This window comes from Comamonas sp. UBA7840 (genome assembly GCF_002501455.1).
GTDB lineage: Bacteria > Pseudomonadota > Gammaproteobacteria > Burkholderiales > Burkholderiaceae_C > Comamonas > Comamonas jiangduensis.
Genome location: NZ_DLTI01000020.1, coordinates 159,185 through 175,317, shown reverse-complemented (window position 1 = coordinate 175,317; position 16,133 = coordinate 159,185). Strand labels below are relative to the sequence as shown.

Here is a 16,133-nt window from a genome sequence, read left to right as displayed (position 1 = left end):
CACAGGTAAGCCATGTCATGGGCCAGATCGGTCAGTTGCTGGGTGCTGACGATTCCGGCTGTGCAAAAAAATTGCAGATCTGCCATGCCAACTTATTGAAATCGGAAAGCTCAATCTGATCCACCGAACTTGGAGGAATGCCAGCACAAACAACCAAGTACTGCGCTGTAATCTCCGTATCAGGGTCAAACATGAGGCCATCCGGACGCAAGCGATAAGGCAAACAACCAATCTTTCGCACCTCTGCCACCGTAGGACGGCGCAACTCAAGTGCCTTAACCTCTTGATCGTGCGCCTTGATTGGCTGAGACAAAGTGACTACCTTTGTACGGCCCATGATTTCTTGTGCTTCGTTCATTACGACCAGTCTCCTTCGTTGCCTTCAAAGCGAATGGAGGCCTTGCCCTCATCGCTGCCCAAATTGACTTCATCCACCACATACGCACCTGAGAGCGTGTAAACCGTGCCATTGGCAAACTCTGTGGTCACCGTCATGTTGGTGCCGTTCATGATCTTTTCGGTATTCATGCCCTTGGGGATTACGAACTCACCACTGGTAAAGGGCACAAGATCCTCTTCCTTGTAATAGCCCTTGGTGATGGTCTCGCGCTTTTTCTTGTTGAGCGGCGCTTCGATATTCCCAGCGATCACCAGTTGCTCACCGTCCACCTTGACGTAACTGGTGCCTGCAATCTTTTGGCCCATAAGACCTCCTTACAAAGCAAAGCCCGCCGTGGCTTGCACCAGGGCGGGCAGGGGTTGATGAATTGACGCGCGGGCCGCTTACTCTGCCAGCGTGCTGTATTGCAGGCGGAACTGGTTGAGCAGCGCAAACACACGCAACTGGTTGATGTAGTCCGGCGGAAACAGCACATCCAAGCGGTTGGGGTTGGTGGTGGAGCGCTCCACAATCAAGTTGGCCTTGAAGCTTTCCGCGTTCTCCACGATGCCCAGTTGCTCCAGCTCACGATAGGCAGCAATCAGATCGCCACGAATGACGACAGGCGTGACGATCGCTTGGCCAGGGCCGTAGCGTGTGCCGTCGTTGGCCAGCTTGTGGCGGGGGTATTTGCTGGTGATGCGCGCCTTGAGGGTGCGCAGCACATGGGCACTGGTGTGCAGGGTTTCGCTGTCCAGGTAGCTGTCATCCTCCGCACCAAAGGCGTTCTTTTGGTAGGTGGTAATGCCGCGCTCAATGCGGTACTCACCACCCTCCACACACGCCGTGGCCACCCCCGAGGTGAGCAGCGCTTGGCGCTCATCCAGCATGAAGCGTTGGCCTGCAGGGGCAGCATCAATGCCGGTGAGCACGCCGGTTTGCGTGGGGCGTGCAGGGTCTGCGCTGATGAACACCGCCGTGCGGGCACCGTAGGCTGCTGCCACCTCCCATGCGGGCTGGGGCACCAGTGGTTCAAAGCCGTGCACCGTGTGGTGCGGATCATTGCGCGCAGTACCAAAAGCCACCAGTTCACCCAGCTCACCGCGACGGGCAGCGTAGCAGTGGCCATACAGCTGCTTGACCCAGCTCCAGCGCCCAGCGGTGTCGTTCATCCAGTCACGCAGGGCATTCAGGCTGGCTGCATCGGTGAAGGGGTGGATGATGAATTCAAACGGCTCATCACCCACCGCAGCCAAGGCGGCGGCCAAGTCGGGCGCACCGGCACCGCCCGTGGGGGCCACCAGCGTGAGGGTCACACCAGCTGGCAATACCTCACCACCTGCAGTGCCCAAGCGGTTGATCTGCACGGTGATGTCATTGCCCAGCAAGCCCTTGAACTTTGCCGCAATGTTGACCTTGGATACGGTCTCCGCATCCACCGTCGCCGTCACCGGCAAAGTCGTATTGGCATTAATGGCCGCTGCAATCGCGGTGGCTAAGGCTGCCGCTGTATCGCCTGCTACAGCGGCCACTTGCACACGCTGGCCAGCCACATACAGGCTGATGACGCCGCTGCCCGTGGCGGCGGCTGCCACAGTGATGCTGCCTGCTGCTGCCGCACCAACGTCCAAAGCCAGGGGGAGCACCCACACCGTGCCAAAGCTGTCATTGCGCTTGTAGCTGCGGTGCATGGTGTGCAGCACAGAGCCTGCACCGCCCATTTCAGCAGCCTGCTCTGTGCGGCTGCACAGTGTGAGCTTGCCCACTGCTTCGTGCGCATGCCCTTCATTGACCTGGCCAATAATCAGCGTGCGCAGCGTGCTGGTGCCGCTGTTGGCTGCGCTGTTGTCCATCTCTGCGTAAAACAGAGGCACCCGCACACCTGCGGGGATGTTGTTAAAGCTGACGCTCATTTGATTGCTTTCCCTTTGGTGGTTGCGGGTTTCACTTCTTGCACGTCACCCACCGCAAGGCGGCGGGCCCAGTACACATTGCGCGGCACTTCGCCGCCTTCAGCGGGCATGAGTGCGTGGCCACGCTCAGGCATACGCACTTGGCGGCCTTCAGCGGGGCGGACGTGCACACGTGTGCACACATCAGGGTTATGGGGTTGGGGTGGGTTCAGGGTTGTCATGCGGTAGGTTCACTTTCAGGTGATGCTCAGTACGGCCATCTGGCCCCACACCGTCTGGCTTGAGGTTCTTGTCCACCATGGGGTCGATGGCATCTAGGCGCATATCCAACCCCTCCAGCTGGTGCAAGCCCATCAACTCGGCCTCGTGCCAAGTTTCTGCCTGCGCTGGATGGGTGGGCAGCTCTGTATTGCCCATTACCTCCAGTGAGCTGAAACTGAAGGCGTATGCCAGCTTGGCGCGGTCGGTATGCAAAAAACTGCGGCCTTCGTAGATCAGCCAGTCAGCGCTGCCAGGTGGTTTCCACCCCACCAACGCAAGGCACAGGGCACGGCGCATGGCAGTGACTTCGTCAGCCACTTCATAGCCAGGCTCATCCTTTTGGGGCCACACCACCACCACATCCATGCCCTCGGTGATCTCTTGCACCAGCACGTTGTCGTATTGCGGGGGGCTGGCCTTGTCATCGGTAGGCACCACAAAGGCGCGCAGGCCATCCCAACGAGAGGCTTTTTCAATGACATCCCAATTGATGCCAGCGCCTACGTTCCCTGCCAAGGCCGGGCAATGCGCGCGCAGATGGGCGACGATGTCTGAGGGTTTCATGGCGGCAATAAAAAAGCCGCCAGGGCATGCCGGGCGGCTTGTAAAAAGAATGAACTGCAGGCTAGATTTTTGCCAGCAGCTCTTGTTTTTTCTGAGCAAATTCGGCGTCAGTTAGGACACCAGCCTTGTGCAACTCAGACAGTTTCTGCAACTGCTGCAAAGGGTCTGCGCCTTCAGTTGCGCTCACGGCAGACGGTGAAGTTTTCGCAGCCATTACCGCATCACGAAAAGCCTCAAAAGCAGGCAGCTCACTTTTCGAGAAGTAAAGAACATTATCGTTTTCGCTCAACTCCGCAGCACCACCCTGTTGCTCCAGGCTACCAGAGTGAATGATTTCAATAAATGGCTTACTCATCAAGCTGCCACGCTCAACACGAATTGCCGTCACTGCACTGAGGTGGATATCCTTGTTTCCACGCCCCACACCAGAAAGCTGCCTCAAGGTGCCGAGCACTCCAGTTCTACGAATCTGCAGAGTATCTCCCGTAAAAATCAACTCCCCAGCCGTTCCCTTCACGGTGATTGGTAACGCACCCATCTCTGCTCCTACTTGTTTGAATGAGCAGGAATCCTAACCCAACGCTCTGGCAAAGGCCTCACTAAGCACTGAGCGCACCCGTGCGTTTTCGTCCTCCAAGGCGTCGGCAATATAGTTATCACGCGGGGTAATGCGCCAAGCACCAGCCCTGCGAGCGGCAAGTAGATCTTGCCGCTCGCCCCGGCGTCGCCGATTTGAGCGGCCACGCCCCTCACCAGGTGCGAGCTTCTTTATCCGCGCACCTTGTTTGACTCCGTAGTGCAGATAAGCGGGATAAAAGTGCTCCATGCCACTGGTCTTTTTAGGCATGATTTTCACAAGGAAACCAGTGCGACTAACCTTCATTTCAATAGAGTCGCGAAGTAATCCTGTTCTAACCCGAGGGTAGTTACTCCCATTCCCCGCCAAGGACAAATTCATCTTGGCACGGCCTGCGACAATTTGACCTGCGCGCCGCATTCCAGCCCGCACCTTGCGTTTGTCAAACGCATCGCGATGGAACTGGTCAAAGCCCTCAATATGCATGTGGGCGGCCAAGGTAGCACGCTTATTCATTGCAGTTGCTCCACTTCAATAATGGTGAAATCATTGCCGCCATCCAGATCTGCCAGGCGCTGCACACGGTACACGCTGCCACTGGTGATGTGCACAATTTCGTGCGCATCCGTCACGCCTTCAATCTTGCGCAGCCAAATGCGGTGGGTAATGGCCGTGTCGGTTTGTGCCGTCTCGGTATAAGTAGCAGTGCCCACCGGCTGAATACGCGCCCAGCGCTCCCGTGGCTCGTTGTATTGCACCTCCACCCCAGACGCTCCCACAGGCAAATCCTTGCGCAAGCGAATCAGCACACGCTTGTTCAGCTTTTGGCTGGGTGGATTGCGCAGGTTTTGGAAACTGGCTCTGGACATAGCTATACCCCCATGTTGCGGTGGCGGCGCAGCATATTGAATGCACGTGTCCGCTTGAGGTCTGCCCCCTCATCAGTGTTGCTGTGGACGATGGTGTCTATCAACAACAACTGAGCGGCAATGATGTCTGGCGTGCAAATGATGCCCTTGGCATCTGCTGCAGCCTCACGCGCCTCTGCGCTGGGGTAAAGGGTGCCGTCCAGAAAAGCTTCTGCCTCTGCCTTGGCTTGGGGAATGGCAGCTTCTACATCAGCGCTCAGATCATCATCAATGCGCAGCCGAAGCATTGCCGCTGCCAGCGTGGGGATTGTTGGGTCGGCCTCCGCCGGGGGCGGGGTCTCCAGGTCGGTAGGCTCAGTCATGGTTTAGACCTGGTCAGCGTTGGGTGCTGCTTGGGCAGACTGATCTACTGCACCAGCACCAGCTAATTGCTGCTGCCCATCTGCTGAGTTGCTGCCATCGCCAGGGTTTGCATCGCCTGAGGCAGGCGCATTTGCCTCAGCATCAGCTTTGGTTTCTGAGGGTTTTGGTTCTGCAGCAGGCTTGGCCACCTTGGGCGTTGCAGTCTTGCGGGCAGGAGCTGCAGGTTTGTTTTCTGAGGGCTTGGCCTCACGCACCATGCCGTGGCGTTGGTAGTGGGCCAAAGTGGTTTTATCCAAGTCCGGCGGCAAGGGATCGCCAGGGCGATAGCGCTTGCCGTCACGCTCAAAGGTTTTTGCAACTTCCATGAGGATTACTCCAAAAACAAAGCCACCCCGCTATGGGGTGGCTGGATGGGGGGATTACCGACTTATGGAGCCATCAGAGTGGCAAAGTCACCAGTGACGATGGCAGCAGGGCGCTCGACAGTGAATGCCAAGCGCTCATCACAGATCAGGGCCACCATATTTTTGATGGCAAAGTCTGCGTGCTGCTCAGCCACTCGCACGCTGACTTCCTCGCGGTCGTACAGCGTTGCCGCAAAGCCGGAGCCTGCCAGGAAGTCGCCCGCAGTCAGCGCATGCGACTCCACCACCTGCTTGCCCCAAACGCGGGGGGCGGCGCCATCGGTGGGCGTTCCGAAGATGTAGGCACCGTCGGTGGTCTTCATCATCTGGATGGTGGCCCAGTCTTCCAGGGACAGCGTTGCAAAGGTCGCGGGATAACCGGCACGGGCTACTTGCAGGAAAGCCCAGCGCAGGTAGTCCAGTTGGGTGTGGGCTACACCGCCTGCTGGTACTGCAGGCATGCCTACCTTACTGAAAGCGGTTGCCTGTGGCACCAGACCATGCAGCGTACCGTTGGTGCCATCACCAAACAGAATCTGTGCCTCTTCCTTGAGCTTGAGGCCATAGCGCAGTTTGCCGTCCACCAGCCCTTGCAGCATGCCCGCATCGGCCAGAACCTGGCGGCTGATCGGAATCCAATGGCCCAGGGTCTCTACAGGACTGGAGGCCTTTTCAAAAGTCAGGCCCGATTCACCGTAGGCCGTACCCTCTCCGTTTTGCGAACCAGCATTGTTGGTGAACAGCTTTTCACGTACCCATTCCACCGCGTTGGTGGCGATGCTGACTTGCTGGAAGAGGTCACGAATCGACAAGGGCAGCTCAGCGCCCATGACGATTTCTGCACGGTGCGGCTGAATCAGCGTGCCAGCGCTGGCTGCCGCGCTGGTGATGGCCGCCTTGCGGAACAAGCTGGCATTCATGGCGCCAAGTTCAGCCACGCCACCCTTGTAGGTTTTGCAAACTTCAGAGTCCGCCACGATTTGACCCAGCGACTTGAGCTGATCGCCGCCGCCTCCCAGCAGGTTGGCTGCTTTTTTGGCCAGCTCGGTCACTTCCAAGTTGAGCTTATCCAGGCTCTTTTCGTGCAGTGCCACTTTTTCTACCGCGTCCTGGTAGGCAGCCTTAGTGGTGGCATCGAGGCCCATGCCCTTCATTTCTTCGTGAATCTTGGTGACGCGGCCATCCAGATTGTTATGTGCGGCCTTCACCTCTTCCACCGTGGCTTTGGCAGCCTTGGCAGTGTCAGTCAGCTGCTCCAGCATCTTGCGCACATCGCCACCAGTCTCACCAGTCAGAGCCATGGGCATGGCACCAGCTGCGGCCAGCGCGACCCAAACGTCTGGTGGGATCAGTGGCGCGCCAGCCAGGGCGAAGACGGCCAAAACAAAAAGGCCACCTAAAAAGGTGGCCGTCAAAATCTTGCGTTGTGTGCTCATAGATTTATTTCCAATCAAATGCTTGCGTGAGGTTCTTGAGTTCGTCTGCCAGCGTCTCGCTGTCTGGGGCGCCATCTCGGTAACCCAGCGACTTGAAGCCGCCAGACGCCAAGGCTTTGGCCTCGCGCTGGCTGTATCCGAGGCCACGCAGCTGCGCCTCGAAATCTCGAATGGTTTTGACGTTTTCAATCAACGCCTCGGGGTTCATGCCAAAGGGCACCAGGGAGAATTCCCACAGCACCGCTTCCTTGATGATGCGCACGTAGTCACCATCACGGTCTTCGTAAGAGGCGCCGCCGTAGGGAATGTCAAAGCCTACGCTCAGGCCATCGAGCACGCCCGCCTTCATCAGCTCATACGCATCGCGCACATAGCTGACACCCAGGGTGAGCTGCCCCTCCACGCGCAGGCCGCGCTCATCCTGCTCAAACTTAGCCTTGCCCGCCAGCTGGTGCAGGTTGTGGTTCATGGCGATGCGCACCTGCCCGTCGCTGGTGGTCTTCACGTTCTTGAAGGCGCCGGGCAGGATGACGTCTCGCCCCAAGTCCACGTTGTTGAAGACTGCGGCGTAGCCAGTGAAGCTGCCATCTTCTTTGGTGGACTTGATTTCAATGGGTGCAATCAGGCGATCCATTTATTCACCGTCCTTTTTAAAGTAGTCACGCAGCATGTCGCTGGGTGCCATGTTGAGCGGCACGTGCAAGTCATCTGCTCCATCCACCAAAGGCATGTTTTCTCGCTGGCGGATCTCGTTTTGCGAAATGCCACCGGCTTGGCGCATCTTGAGGTAGTAGTCCGCACGCTGCGTGCTGTCGCCGCGCAGCAGGCTGTTGACGTCAAACTCAAAGTACATGCCCTGAGAACGCTCCGCAGGCTCTAGCAAACAGGTGTTGAGGCTGGCCTCAATCTTCGTGAGGTACGCTAACAGCGTGTAGTCCAAGAAGTGCTTGTTGGCCTGCTCAGTGTTGTTGTAGCTGGCCTTTTCCGTTTCCATCAGCATGTGCAATGGCACACGGTAGATGCGGGCAATCTCAGCGATCTGCAGCTTGCGGCTTTCAATAAACTGCGCTTCGTTGTTGGGTGTGCTGATCGGCTGATAGTCGGTTTCCCCATCCAGCACAGGCAGCTCGCCCTTGGCTCGGCTATCGCTCAGATACTTGGCAAAGCCAGCCCGGATCTGGTCACGGGTTTGCTCACCAAACTCTGCTTTGGTTTTCAAGATGCCTTGCGGGCGGCCACCGCTGCCAAAAAACTCGGCAGCGTACTTTTCCATAGCCACACTCAGTGCCAAGCTGTTGCTGTGGATCTGGTGGGGGGCAAAGCCTTCAAGCTCACCAGGCCCACCAAAACCACGCACAGGCATTACGTCACGGCGGGTGCACGCACGGCTTTGACCATTGCGATCGGTGAGCCACCAGATGATGGAGCCATCACGCTGCACCTCAGGCCTCACGCGGCTTTTGTGCACCGACTGGATGCTGATGATGCGCCCCGTGCTCTCCATGCGCGCAACCGGGTTGTAGGCCTGCCCCATAGTGGCCAGGCTGACCACCATGCTTTCTTTCCACTCAGGCGCCGTCATGTAGTCACATGGCTGGTAGCGCACCAGTTCGTAGCGCGGGTCATTCTTGGCCCGCTCACGGCCTCTGGTGGTGGTGCGGTACAGGTGCAAGGGCAAGGTGCCAACCGTCTCCGCGATCAAGCGCACGGCAGACCACGCGGTGGTGATCTGCAGTTGCGTGGTGTCGCGCACATTGATCTTGGCCCATGTTGGACCGACACCCAGTGTGTGCCACCCAGCGGGATCAGTCAGGCTAAGCCCTGCACCTTTGAGCGCCCATCCTGCAGTGTGCAGAAGAGCGCGGCGGATGATGTTCATTGCGTCGGTTCCTCTGCAAACGATGCCCAGAAGGTTTGTGACTTGGGCGGCGGCTCAGCCATTGCCATGGCCCGGCCCAACGCCATCAGCATAGCAATCGGGCCATCGATCTTGTTCTCTGGGCGCTCTTTGGTAGGGGCCCGCAGTTCATTGAACTTTGAGACCTTGACCACCAGGTTGCTGACCATCCAGCTCATGACGGGGTTGGCATCGTGTTTGAGCTTGTGCTCGTGCACAAGGTTTTCCACCTGGATCAGTGGCGGGGTAAAGAACAGGGCACGCTGGGTGATTTCCACCAGTGGCAAGCCCTCTTCAATCAGCTTGGTGGCGAAGTACATGGACAGCGCCGGGTCAAAGGCAATTTCTTGCACGTTGTGGTCACGGCAGATGGCGCGCAGGTCTTCGGCCACCACGTCAAAGTCAGTGATGTCACCGTCAGTGACCTGCACATAGTCTTGCCGCGCCCAGCCGCTCAAATGGGCGTTGCCGCTTTCCTGCACAGCCAGCTCATTCAAGTACAGACGTGTGCACACATGCCACACGCCATCCATCTGAAACACAGCCACTAGGGCAGCAAAGTCGCGCTTTTGCGCCAAGTCCAAGCCCATCCACACAGGGGTGTCGCGTGGCACATCGGCCAATGAGAGGCCAGGTTTGGCACAGCGCTCCCAAGCGCGCATGTCCATCCATGCACTTTCTCCGTTGACCCAGACGTTCAGGCGCTTGGTCAGAAAGTTGGCAAGCGCACTGGGCATGGCTTCCGCCTTGCGGGCAGCAGCCACCATGTCATCTTCCAGCACCGACTTGCCCCAGTTAGGGTTGGCCTTGGCCCAGCTCTCAGGCTTGAATGGGTCGTCAGCATCATCAATCGTGTAGATGATGCCGAAGATGGCGGGGTCTTCAATCACGCGCTCCAGCACCTTGGTGCTGTGGGTGCGGCGCTCATAGCAGATGCCGCTGCGGTCAGTACCTGCAGTGGTAATGTTCCACAGCAGTGACTGCTCACGTGCGCCGCGTGCGGTGTCAATCACGTCATACACGGCGCGGGTCTTGTGGGCGTGCAGCTCATCGATGACGGCAAAGTGCACGTTCAATCCATCCAGCGTGCTGCCTTCTGAGGCCAGCGGTGTGTACTTGCTGGACGTGGCCGCCACGGTGATGCTGTGCTGTAGCACTACCACCCCAAGGTGGGTGCGCAAGCCCGGCGTGCGATCGGCCATGGCCTTGCTGTCATCAAACACAATACGTGCCTGGTCACGCGTGGTGGCCGCGCTGTAGATTTCCGCGCCTTGCTCACCATCTGCGCTGAGCATGTACAGCGCCAAACCGCTGGACAGTGTGGACTTGGCGTTTTTACGCGGCACCTCCACATAGCCTTCTTTGAACCGGCGCAGCCGCGTGGCGTGATGCACCCAGCCAAAGACGGTGGTGATGATGAAGCACTGCCAGTCTTCCAGCTCAATCAGGCGGCCTTCACGCGCCCACTTGCCCTTGATGTGGGGCAGCAGCTCAATGAACCTGCAGGGGCGTTCGGCGCGTTCGGCGTCAAAGACGTACGGCCAATCTGCAGACAGAGGCCGCAGCAGGTCTTGCTGCTGGCGCTCAACTGCCAGCTTTGTCCACTTGCAGGCGGGTACAGCTCCGCTGGCCACGGCGTTCATATAACGCTGGGCGGCTTCAACGTAGCGATGAGTCATAGCAAATTACTGAAGAGGGTGCCCCGATAGACCGGGTGCAAACTGGGCAAACCCAGCTGCAGCCGCAGGCTTGGGCGGTTCAATTCCCGGCAGCGTGGGTTGCACAAAGTTGCTGGGCTGCACACGGCCACGCGCTGCAGGGCTGAGGCCAAAGTGCTGCAGGTAACGGTTCACCTGCTCGCGGTGGTTTTTAATCAGCTGCACCATCACCGACTGCTGCACATAGCCGCTGGGGGTGGTGCTTTGGCTGGCTTCGGATACAGCCGTGGGGTAATCGAACCCCTTGTCTGTCATCAGGCGCTTGACCTGGCCGTTGAAAGCTTCCTCCAACTCAGTCAGGCGGCCTACCGCTTGGCAGTACAGGGCCAGTGCCGTGCGATCAAGACCAGAGATCAGGCCCAGCTCTTCGAGCAGCGGCGTGATGCGCTTCCATTCCTTGGCAGCTTCCTTACTCAAATGCCTGGGTGCACTAGGAATTTCAATCACCGGATTGACGCCATCGCCCACGCTGGTGGTGCGTTTTCCGGGGTTGCCCTGCAGTGCTTTGAGCGCCGAAGGCTTTGGCATTGGGCCACGTGTTCCCATAACTTCATTCCTTTCGGGGTACCCCCCCCTCTAAAACCTGCGCGCACAAAAAAGACACTGGGCGCTCGGTTTCCGGCGGGTGGTTTCAAAAGTTTGGATACCCCCTACCCACCGTTGTTACGATCCTCAGCCTTGGAGACTGAAATGACAAAGCTCATGGCCGGGGACTTAATAGCAATAGCAGCGATTGCTTTTTTTATGATTTTTCTAGAGAGAGGATCTGACACAAGAAAGGATAAGGACAACAAGGTCTGGATCTACATATCAATCAGCCTGCTCATACTTGTAGCCATTTCTGTTGGTATCTACTTCGTAAAGTATCAAATATCAGCAAAGGCCGTCGAACGCCTTGTTGTCTACTTATGGTTCGTGGTTGGCATTTTCGCCAGCATCATCTACTCATATAGCTTTGTTCCATACCCTAGGTATTCGCGCTCTAATCCTGAAGACGCTTACATCATGAGCATTCGAATAGGTGTAGCAACCATCACCCTAGGGGTCGTCTGTTTCTTCTTACACACGGAGTTTCCTGAAGCTCTTTTCTTCGGAGCACTGGAACCAATTGCCGCATTAGCCACATCTATTGGCGGTTCACTCACTGCCGCTGCCGCTGCAGCAGATGCAAAACTAAACCCTAACAGAGGTATGTTTGATTCAACATTAAAGTTTTTCAAACCTAAGAAGTAAGCCCTTCAACCTCGATAGTTCGACCAGGCACGCTTCACACCACGTGCCCGCTCGGCCTTGCTCTTTTCGTCGTGACAATCAGCGCAGATGTTCTGCACGTTGTCCTCTGTATCCGTGCCACCCTCCTCCAGCGGCACGATGTGGTCACGCATCGTGCCCACCGTCACGCGCCCAGCCTTGTAGCAAGGCCGGCACAGTGGCTCACGCTCAAACAATTCCTTGCGCAGCTGCTGCAGCTTGCGCCCAGTGATGCGCTTGGCCGCCGTTGGTTTCTTCAACCACACCTTGGCCGGGTGCTTGGGACATCGCCCTGTGCCATCGCGCACCAGGACGCCGCAGCCCGGATGCGAGCAGGGGCGTGGAGCAGCAGATGGCACAGTCGTGTCCTTTCATTGAATTAGTGCCGGTTGCGACCCGGCTGGCCACATTGCATGGCCTCGCTATTTAGATGGTGGGCAGCATGCGCCGTACCAACCCACCAATGCAAAAGCCCCGTGCAGTGGTGGACTGACGGGGCTTTCTGGCTCACTGCGGGTGGTTGCGGACACCAACAGCAAGTTGCCTGAAATGTAGCGCAACCCTCCAAGGTGGAAAACTCCCACGCACACCCATGCACTGTTACGGACGCTGTGACAACCTGGCAGACACACGCTGCAGCTGCGCATCCTTGGCTTCCTGCTTGGCTTGCAACCACGCCTCAATCCAGCGGTCAACCTGCTCCAGCTGGGCATGCACAGTGCTGGGCTGGCGGCGCATCTGCCGGGCCGTGCCCGTCACACCCAAGTCCTTGATGTAGACGCACATCACCGTCACATGCAGATGGCCTGCACCCAGCTTCATGGCTTGCACCGCATCCTCAATCTCTTCCGCCTCCAGGTGCAGCACAGGAATGGTGGACTCCCGCCCATACCGGCTCACCTCCCCAGCACTTGCCATCCAGTTGGCCAGCATGTTGCGGGTGGCAAAGCCCAGCCCATGGCTATCACGGCGGGCACGCCACAGTGCCCAGTTATTCAAACGTTGCTTGATGTGTTCCAGCCGTGCCATGCCTTAGCCCTCCGCCTTGGCAGGCTCAGCAATGATGCACACGTGTGCACAACCAAACTGCACCAAGCCCTGTGCCACCACCGCCATCACCGGGTGCGTGCTGGCAAAGGGCGTGCCCACCACCCGGCCACCTTCCCACGCATAAAAGCAATTGGCCTGGCCGCGAATACCCAAGCGAACCAAGCGGTACACATCATTTCCAAACTGCCCAGCCTTACGTTGAATGGCTTGATAGGTCTGAGGCATGGCCGTCTTAATCATCAACAGCACATCGCCCTCATTCACTGCTGCCCCTTGCTGCTTTTGAAGTGTCCTACTGTCCATACTGTCCACCCTTTTTATATAGAGATCGCGGGAAGCCGCGCCCAAGGCTCGCGCACGCGCGCCTGTGCCTGCTATGTGCGCCTGCCTGCCCACGCCCGCACCGCAACCTACGTGGACAGGGGGTTACGTGTCGTTTGGGCAATGCAGCGGCTTCAACTCCACAAAATCAGGAATTGGCATTACCCACACACTCCCAGCAAAACGCCGGACAGGGTGGACACATGGACACTTGCCGCTACGTCATGGGCGCAGCCAGCCCCATCCCCGCCACTGCACCGCAAGCCGGGCGCACCATCGCCCTGGCCACCACACAGGCGCGAATCACGCCTCCCCCTGTGTGGGCAGTGCAGCGCGTTTCAGGCGCTGACATGGGTTGAAAGAACAAGCACAACGTCATGGCTTAAAAAGGCTCATCGTCGGCTTTGTTTCGAAGGAACTGAGCAGCAGGGCTCAGCGGCGCATCAGTCTCAGCTGGCGCTTGGCCAGAAGGTGCTGGGGGTGGTGCGCTGTCATCTATGGCCCCGCTATCGCGGTCAAGCTGATCCAGGCCCACCACCACGCCTTCAGGTGGCCACACCGCCGGGCGGCAGTACCCGCTTGACCGTTTGCCTGCCACCTGTTTCTTGCCATGCTCCCAGCCCTGCTGTTTCAGCCAGCCACGGATCTGGTTTTCCAACGCCGCCGAAGACTTGGCCACGTCCGAGCCCAACTCCACCACCAGCTGATCCATGCGTACAAACTGCGCATCCACATGCACCCCGGAAGCCACTGCCTGCGCACCATGTGCATCACGCGTCAGCAGCTCCAGCAACCGGCTTTCCACCGCCGTCTCAATCAAGCGGCTGTCCTGCATGGGCTTAAACAAGCGGTCTTCCTGCTCTTTGGTCGGCGTGTACGGCTCGCCTTGCTGGTACAGCACAAACGCCTCTGCCAGCAGCTGGGCGCGGTACTTTTGCACCCACTCCGTATTGATCTGGTGGCGCACCGGCACCGGCCAAAAGCGGCGATTGCCCGTGCGGTCGCGCAGGTACTGGTCATCGTTGGTCGTGCCCACCAGCACGCACTGGCGGGGGTAGCTCTCCACCGTCGTGCCGTAGGCCGGGCGGTACTTATCCACCTTGGAGCTGATAAACGCCTTCACCGCGTTCACGTCCGCCTTGCTCATGGCGCTCAGCTCTGCAATCTCATACAGCCAAATACCTTGCACTTGCTCTTGGGCTTCTTTGCCCCGGCTCATGTCAAACGGCGTATCGCTGAAGTAATCCTTGCCGCACAGCACCTCCACCAGGGTGGACTTGCGCAAACCGCCCACACCTTCCAGCACCGGGCAATAGTCAAACTTGCAACCAGGCTCCATCACCCGGTTCACCATGCCCAGCACCCAAAAGCGGCCCACCAGCTGCAGGTATTCACGCAGCGCAGGGTTTAACGACTCGGGCGTTTCGCCCAGCACATAAATCAGCCAGTTATCCAAACGGGGCTTTTCGTCCCACTTCAAATCCAGCAGCCACTCACGAATGGGGTGAAACCGCTCCGTGTAAGCGACCGTCTGCACGGCCTCTTCCAACGCGGCACGGCTCACGCTGGGCAGGTTGTAGTAATCCGTCAAATACTTGCCCAGCAGCAGCCCGTCGGCACCCTTGATCTCACCAGGGCGCGAATGTGGCCACGGCCAGGCCTTGCGGCACTGCACGCTGTTTGTCAGCTCATTGAAGGCCACTACACCGTACAACGCCTCATCGTTTTCCAAGGCGGCAATCACCGTCTTGCGGCTAATGTTCCAGCGCGCCTTCTGTTTGTCCCAATACGGCTTCAGCCACCAGGGCGTGCCTTTGGGCGGCGGCGTCTCATCCTTGCCAGCGGGTGCGTCGTCATCGTCGTCGCCGTCAGGCGCATCACCAGCGGCTTCACGCCCTTTTGTGCCAACGGGGGATCGCGAATTTTTTTTCGGGGCCGCAGTTTCTGCTGCAGATTCGTCCGCTTGCACCGCTAACAACGGCTGCGCCCGGCCAAACAAAGCAAGCACGTCATCAAACGTCCAGCCATCGTCAACAATCGCGTCCTTGCAGTCCCAGCCGCTGGGCTTTTCGCCCGGCTTTGGAATGGGCAGCAGGCTGACGGTGCAGCCATGCGTATCACGCAGCAGCGCGCCAATGCCCAGCTGCGCTTTCATGCCGGGCTGCTTGGCTTCGGGCAACAAAGGCTTCGTTGCCTGCAGCGCCTCTTTGGCGGCAGCATCAGCACCTACCTCAGCCAACTCAGCCTTGGTCAGCTTTTCGCGCATGGCATCGCAATCGGGCCACAGCAGCACCGTGCTGCCAGCCAGCCAGCTCCAATCGGCCTTTTGCCAGGCATTGCTGCCGCCGGGCCAGCTGCACACGCAATACACGCCGGGGCTGTGTGCATCCAGCAGCTGCTGCAGCACCTCAGCCTTGACTTCACCCTCCACCAAAATGACGGTCAGCCCATTGGGCAACGCAAAGTTTGGAAAGAACAAAGGCCGGGGCTCATCCCACTGCTTCCAGTGCCACTTGCTGGCACCGTCCTTGGCACTTTGGCAAAAGGTATAGGGCAGCGTGTCTTTGCCGCCGTCGCTGGTGCGAAAGCGCACCACATACCCATGCAAATCATCGCCCACACGGTACTCACCGGTGTGCATCAAATCTTGAGGCTGGCGGTAGTGGTGCACAAAAGTAGGCGGGGGAGCCCACTTCGGCACCGGGCGCATCGTGGCCCAGCCTTCTTTCTCAGGGGCTGGCTTGGGGGCTGGCATGGGCCGTGGGTTAGCTGCAGGCACCACGGTGGCACCTGCAGCGGTTTTCACCAGGCCAGCCACATCCTCCAGTTTTTCTTCACGGGCCACCTGCACCGCTGCCTTGGCCATGCTCAAACCATGAATGGCGGCATACAGGCTCAGCAGGTCACGGCCCTCTTCGCCCGTCGCAAAGTCTTTCCACGCGCCCTTATTGACATTAACGCTGCAGCTGCTGCCCGGCTCACCTGCCAGGCTGCCGCACACCCACTCGTGGCGCTCACGGCGGCCACCACGCAACCATTTGGGCAGCAACGTCTCAGCCATAGGCAGCAACGCTGCCGCCAAAGCTGTAAATTGAATCGGCGGCAGCTCTTCACGGCGCTGGGTCATACA

General features: G+C 58.5%; 21 protein-coding genes. 2 read left to right on the top strand and 19 right to left on the bottom strand.

Annotated features, from left to right (window positions below; all coding sequences use genetic code 11):
* Window positions 1-31 precede the first annotated feature (31 nt).
* From B3R00_RS06600 to B3R00_RS06530, 15 genes are all read right to left on the bottom strand, one after another.
* Complete coding sequence (locus B3R00_RS06600; protein ID WP_286998188.1) at window positions 32-358, bottom strand: phage tail assembly protein; 327 nt, start codon at window positions 356-358, stop codon at window positions 32-34.
* Window positions 358-705 (bottom strand): phage tail tube protein, encoded by a 348-nt coding sequence (locus B3R00_RS06595; RefSeq protein ID WP_286998187.1) that lies wholly within the window; start codon window positions 703-705, stop codon window positions 358-360. The genes B3R00_RS06600 and B3R00_RS06595 overlap by 1 nt, the downstream gene beginning before the upstream one ends.
* A 78-nt stretch (window positions 706-783) precedes the next feature.
* Window positions 784-2,292: a phage tail sheath subtilisin-like domain-containing protein gene (locus tag B3R00_RS06590; protein ID WP_286998186.1), complete on the bottom strand. Its 1,509-nt coding sequence runs from the start codon at window positions 2,290-2,292 to the stop codon at window positions 784-786.
* Window positions 2,289-2,513 (bottom strand): DUF2635 domain-containing protein, encoded by a 225-nt coding sequence (locus tag B3R00_RS06585; protein ID WP_286998185.1) that lies wholly within the window; start codon window positions 2,511-2,513, stop codon window positions 2,289-2,291. Before B3R00_RS06585 ends, B3R00_RS06590 begins: the two co-directional genes overlap by 4 nt.
* Window positions 2,482-3,117, bottom strand: coding sequence for a phage tail terminator protein (locus tag B3R00_RS06580; RefSeq protein ID WP_286998184.1), 636 nt, complete (start codon window positions 3,115-3,117; stop codon window positions 2,482-2,484). The genes B3R00_RS06585 and B3R00_RS06580 overlap by 32 nt, the downstream gene beginning before the upstream one ends.
* Before the next feature lie 61 nt (window positions 3,118-3,178).
* Window positions 3,179-3,655, bottom strand: a complete 477-nt coding sequence (locus B3R00_RS06575) for an SHOCT domain-containing protein (RefSeq protein ID WP_286998183.1) — start codon at window positions 3,653-3,655, stop codon at window positions 3,179-3,181.
* 33 nt (window positions 3,656-3,688) lie between these two features.
* Window positions 3,689-4,210: a hypothetical protein gene (locus tag B3R00_RS06570; protein WP_286998181.1), complete on the bottom strand. Its 522-nt coding sequence runs from the start codon at window positions 4,208-4,210 to the stop codon at window positions 3,689-3,691.
* Window positions 4,207-4,563, bottom strand: coding sequence for a phage head closure protein (locus B3R00_RS06565; protein ID WP_286998180.1), 357 nt, complete (start codon window positions 4,561-4,563; stop codon window positions 4,207-4,209). The genes B3R00_RS06570 and B3R00_RS06565 overlap by 4 nt, the downstream gene beginning before the upstream one ends.
* 2 nt (window positions 4,564-4,565) lie before the next feature.
* Window positions 4,566-4,925, bottom strand: a complete 360-nt coding sequence (locus B3R00_RS06560) for a hypothetical protein (RefSeq protein WP_286998179.1) — start codon at window positions 4,923-4,925, stop codon at window positions 4,566-4,568.
* A 3-nt stretch (window positions 4,926-4,928) separates the two neighbouring features.
* Window positions 4,929-5,291 carry a hypothetical protein gene (locus tag B3R00_RS06555; RefSeq protein WP_286998178.1) on the bottom strand — a complete coding sequence of 121 codons (363 nt, stop codon included), beginning with the start codon at window positions 5,289-5,291 and terminating at the stop codon, window positions 4,929-4,931.
* Between the two features lie 62 nt (window positions 5,292-5,353).
* Window positions 5,354-6,766 carry a phage major capsid protein gene (locus B3R00_RS06550; RefSeq protein ID WP_286998177.1) on the bottom strand — a complete coding sequence of 471 codons (1,413 nt, stop codon included), beginning with the start codon at window positions 6,764-6,766 and terminating at the stop codon, window positions 5,354-5,356.
* Window positions 6,767-6,770: 4 nt separating this feature from the next.
* Window positions 6,771-7,400, bottom strand: a complete 630-nt coding sequence (locus tag B3R00_RS06545) for an HK97 family phage prohead protease (RefSeq protein ID WP_286998176.1) — start codon at window positions 7,398-7,400, stop codon at window positions 6,771-6,773.
* Window positions 7,401-8,645: a phage portal protein gene (locus B3R00_RS06540; RefSeq protein WP_286998175.1), complete on the bottom strand. Its 1,245-nt coding sequence runs from the start codon at window positions 8,643-8,645 to the stop codon at window positions 7,401-7,403. It abuts the gene before it with no gap.
* Complete coding sequence (locus tag B3R00_RS06535) at window positions 8,642-10,342, bottom strand: terminase large subunit (protein WP_286998174.1); 1,701 nt, start codon at window positions 10,340-10,342, stop codon at window positions 8,642-8,644. Before B3R00_RS06535 ends, B3R00_RS06540 begins: the two co-directional genes overlap by 4 nt.
* A 6-nt stretch (window positions 10,343-10,348) precedes the next feature.
* The gene (locus B3R00_RS06530; protein ID WP_284214572.1) at window positions 10,349-10,909 is read right to left on the bottom strand and encodes a phage terminase small subunit P27 family; all 561 of its coding nucleotides are present in this window, start codon (window positions 10,907-10,909) and stop codon (window positions 10,349-10,351) included.
* A 162-nt stretch (window positions 10,910-11,071) separates the two neighbouring features.
* Here B3R00_RS06530 and B3R00_RS06525 point away from each other — a divergent pair, with 162 nt between their 5' ends.
* On the top strand, window positions 11,072-11,614 hold the full coding sequence (locus B3R00_RS06525) for a hypothetical protein (RefSeq protein ID WP_286998173.1): 543 nt from the start codon (window positions 11,072-11,074) through the stop codon (window positions 11,612-11,614).
* Window positions 11,615-11,619: 5 nt separating this feature from the next.
* Here B3R00_RS06525 and B3R00_RS06520 read toward each other — a convergent pair whose 3' ends face one another.
* The 3 genes from B3R00_RS06520 to B3R00_RS06510 form a co-directional block, all read right to left on the bottom strand.
* Entirely contained in the window at window positions 11,620-11,991 is a 372-nt protein-coding gene (locus B3R00_RS06520) for an HNH endonuclease (RefSeq protein WP_286998172.1), read from the bottom strand.
* 241 nt (window positions 11,992-12,232) lie between these two features.
* Window positions 12,233-12,661: a hypothetical protein gene (locus B3R00_RS06515; protein ID WP_286998171.1), complete on the bottom strand. Its 429-nt coding sequence runs from the start codon at window positions 12,659-12,661 to the stop codon at window positions 12,233-12,235.
* A 3-nt stretch (window positions 12,662-12,664) separates the two neighbouring features.
* Window positions 12,665-12,985, bottom strand: a complete 321-nt coding sequence (locus B3R00_RS06510) for a hypothetical protein (protein ID WP_284214576.1) — start codon at window positions 12,983-12,985, stop codon at window positions 12,665-12,667.
* Window positions 12,986-13,206: 221 nt separating this feature from the next.
* Between B3R00_RS06510 and B3R00_RS06505 the strand changes: the two genes are divergently transcribed.
* The gene (locus tag B3R00_RS06505; protein WP_284214577.1) at window positions 13,207-13,362 is read left to right on the top strand and encodes a hypothetical protein; all 156 of its coding nucleotides are present in this window, start codon (window positions 13,207-13,209) and stop codon (window positions 13,360-13,362) included.
* Between the two features lie 23 nt (window positions 13,363-13,385).
* On the opposite strand, the gene B3R00_RS06500 is transcribed toward B3R00_RS06505, so the two are convergent.
* On the bottom strand, window positions 13,386-16,130 hold the full coding sequence (locus tag B3R00_RS06500; RefSeq protein WP_286998170.1) for a VapE domain-containing protein: 2,745 nt from the start codon (window positions 16,128-16,130) through the stop codon (window positions 13,386-13,388).
* Window positions 16,131-16,133 lie beyond the last annotated feature (3 nt).

Coding starts and splice junctions, on each gene's coding strand:
- B3R00_RS06600 (WP_286998188.1), bottom strand. CDS start 358: ATGAACGAAGCACAAGAAATCATGGGCCGTACAAAGGTAGTCACTTTG.
- B3R00_RS06595 (WP_286998187.1), bottom strand. CDS start 705: ATGGGCCAAAAGATTGCAGGCACCAGTTACGTCAAGGTGGACGGTGAG.
- B3R00_RS06590 (WP_286998186.1), bottom strand. CDS start 2,292: ATGAGCGTCAGCTTTAACAACATCCCCGCAGGTGTGCGGGTGCCTCTG.
- B3R00_RS06585 (WP_286998185.1), bottom strand. CDS start 2,513: ATGACAACCCTGAACCCACCCCAACCCCATAACCCTGATGTGTGCACA.
- B3R00_RS06580 (WP_286998184.1), bottom strand. CDS start 3,117: ATGAAACCCTCAGACATCGTCGCCCATCTGCGCGCGCATTGCCCGGCC.
- B3R00_RS06575 (WP_286998183.1), bottom strand. CDS start 3,655: ATGGGTGCGTTACCAATCACCGTGAAGGGAACGGCTGGGGAGTTGATT.
- B3R00_RS06570 (WP_286998181.1), bottom strand. CDS start 4,210: ATGAATAAGCGTGCTACCTTGGCCGCCCACATGCATATTGAGGGCTTT.
- B3R00_RS06565 (WP_286998180.1), bottom strand. CDS start 4,563: ATGTCCAGAGCCAGTTTCCAAAACCTGCGCAATCCACCCAGCCAAAAG.
- B3R00_RS06560 (WP_286998179.1), bottom strand. CDS start 4,925: ATGACTGAGCCTACCGACCTGGAGACCCCGCCCCCGGCGGAGGCCGAC.
- B3R00_RS06555 (WP_286998178.1), bottom strand. CDS start 5,291: ATGGAAGTTGCAAAAACCTTTGAGCGTGACGGCAAGCGCTATCGCCCT.
- B3R00_RS06550 (WP_286998177.1), bottom strand. CDS start 6,766: ATGAGCACACAACGCAAGATTTTGACGGCCACCTTTTTAGGTGGCCTT.
- B3R00_RS06545 (WP_286998176.1), bottom strand. CDS start 7,400: ATGGATCGCCTGATTGCACCCATTGAAATCAAGTCCACCAAAGAAGAT.
- B3R00_RS06540 (WP_286998175.1), bottom strand. CDS start 8,645: ATGAACATCATCCGCCGCGCTCTTCTGCACACTGCAGGATGGGCGCTC.
- B3R00_RS06535 (WP_286998174.1), bottom strand. CDS start 10,342: ATGACTCATCGCTACGTTGAAGCCGCCCAGCGTTATATGAACGCCGTG.
- B3R00_RS06530 (WP_284214572.1), bottom strand. CDS start 10,909: ATGCCAAAGCCTTCGGCGCTCAAAGCACTGCAGGGCAACCCCGGAAAA.
- B3R00_RS06525 (WP_286998173.1), top strand. CDS start 11,072: ATGACAAAGCTCATGGCCGGGGACTTAATAGCAATAGCAGCGATTGCT.
- B3R00_RS06515 (WP_286998171.1), bottom strand. CDS start 12,661: ATGGCACGGCTGGAACACATCAAGCAACGTTTGAATAACTGGGCACTG.
- B3R00_RS06510 (WP_284214576.1), bottom strand. CDS start 12,985: ATGGACAGTAGGACACTTCAAAAGCAGCAAGGGGCAGCAGTGAATGAG.
- B3R00_RS06505 (WP_284214577.1), top strand. CDS start 13,207: ATGGACACTTGCCGCTACGTCATGGGCGCAGCCAGCCCCATCCCCGCC.
- B3R00_RS06500 (WP_286998170.1), bottom strand. CDS start 16,130: ATGACCCAGCGCCGTGAAGAGCTGCCGCCGATTCAATTTACAGCTTTG.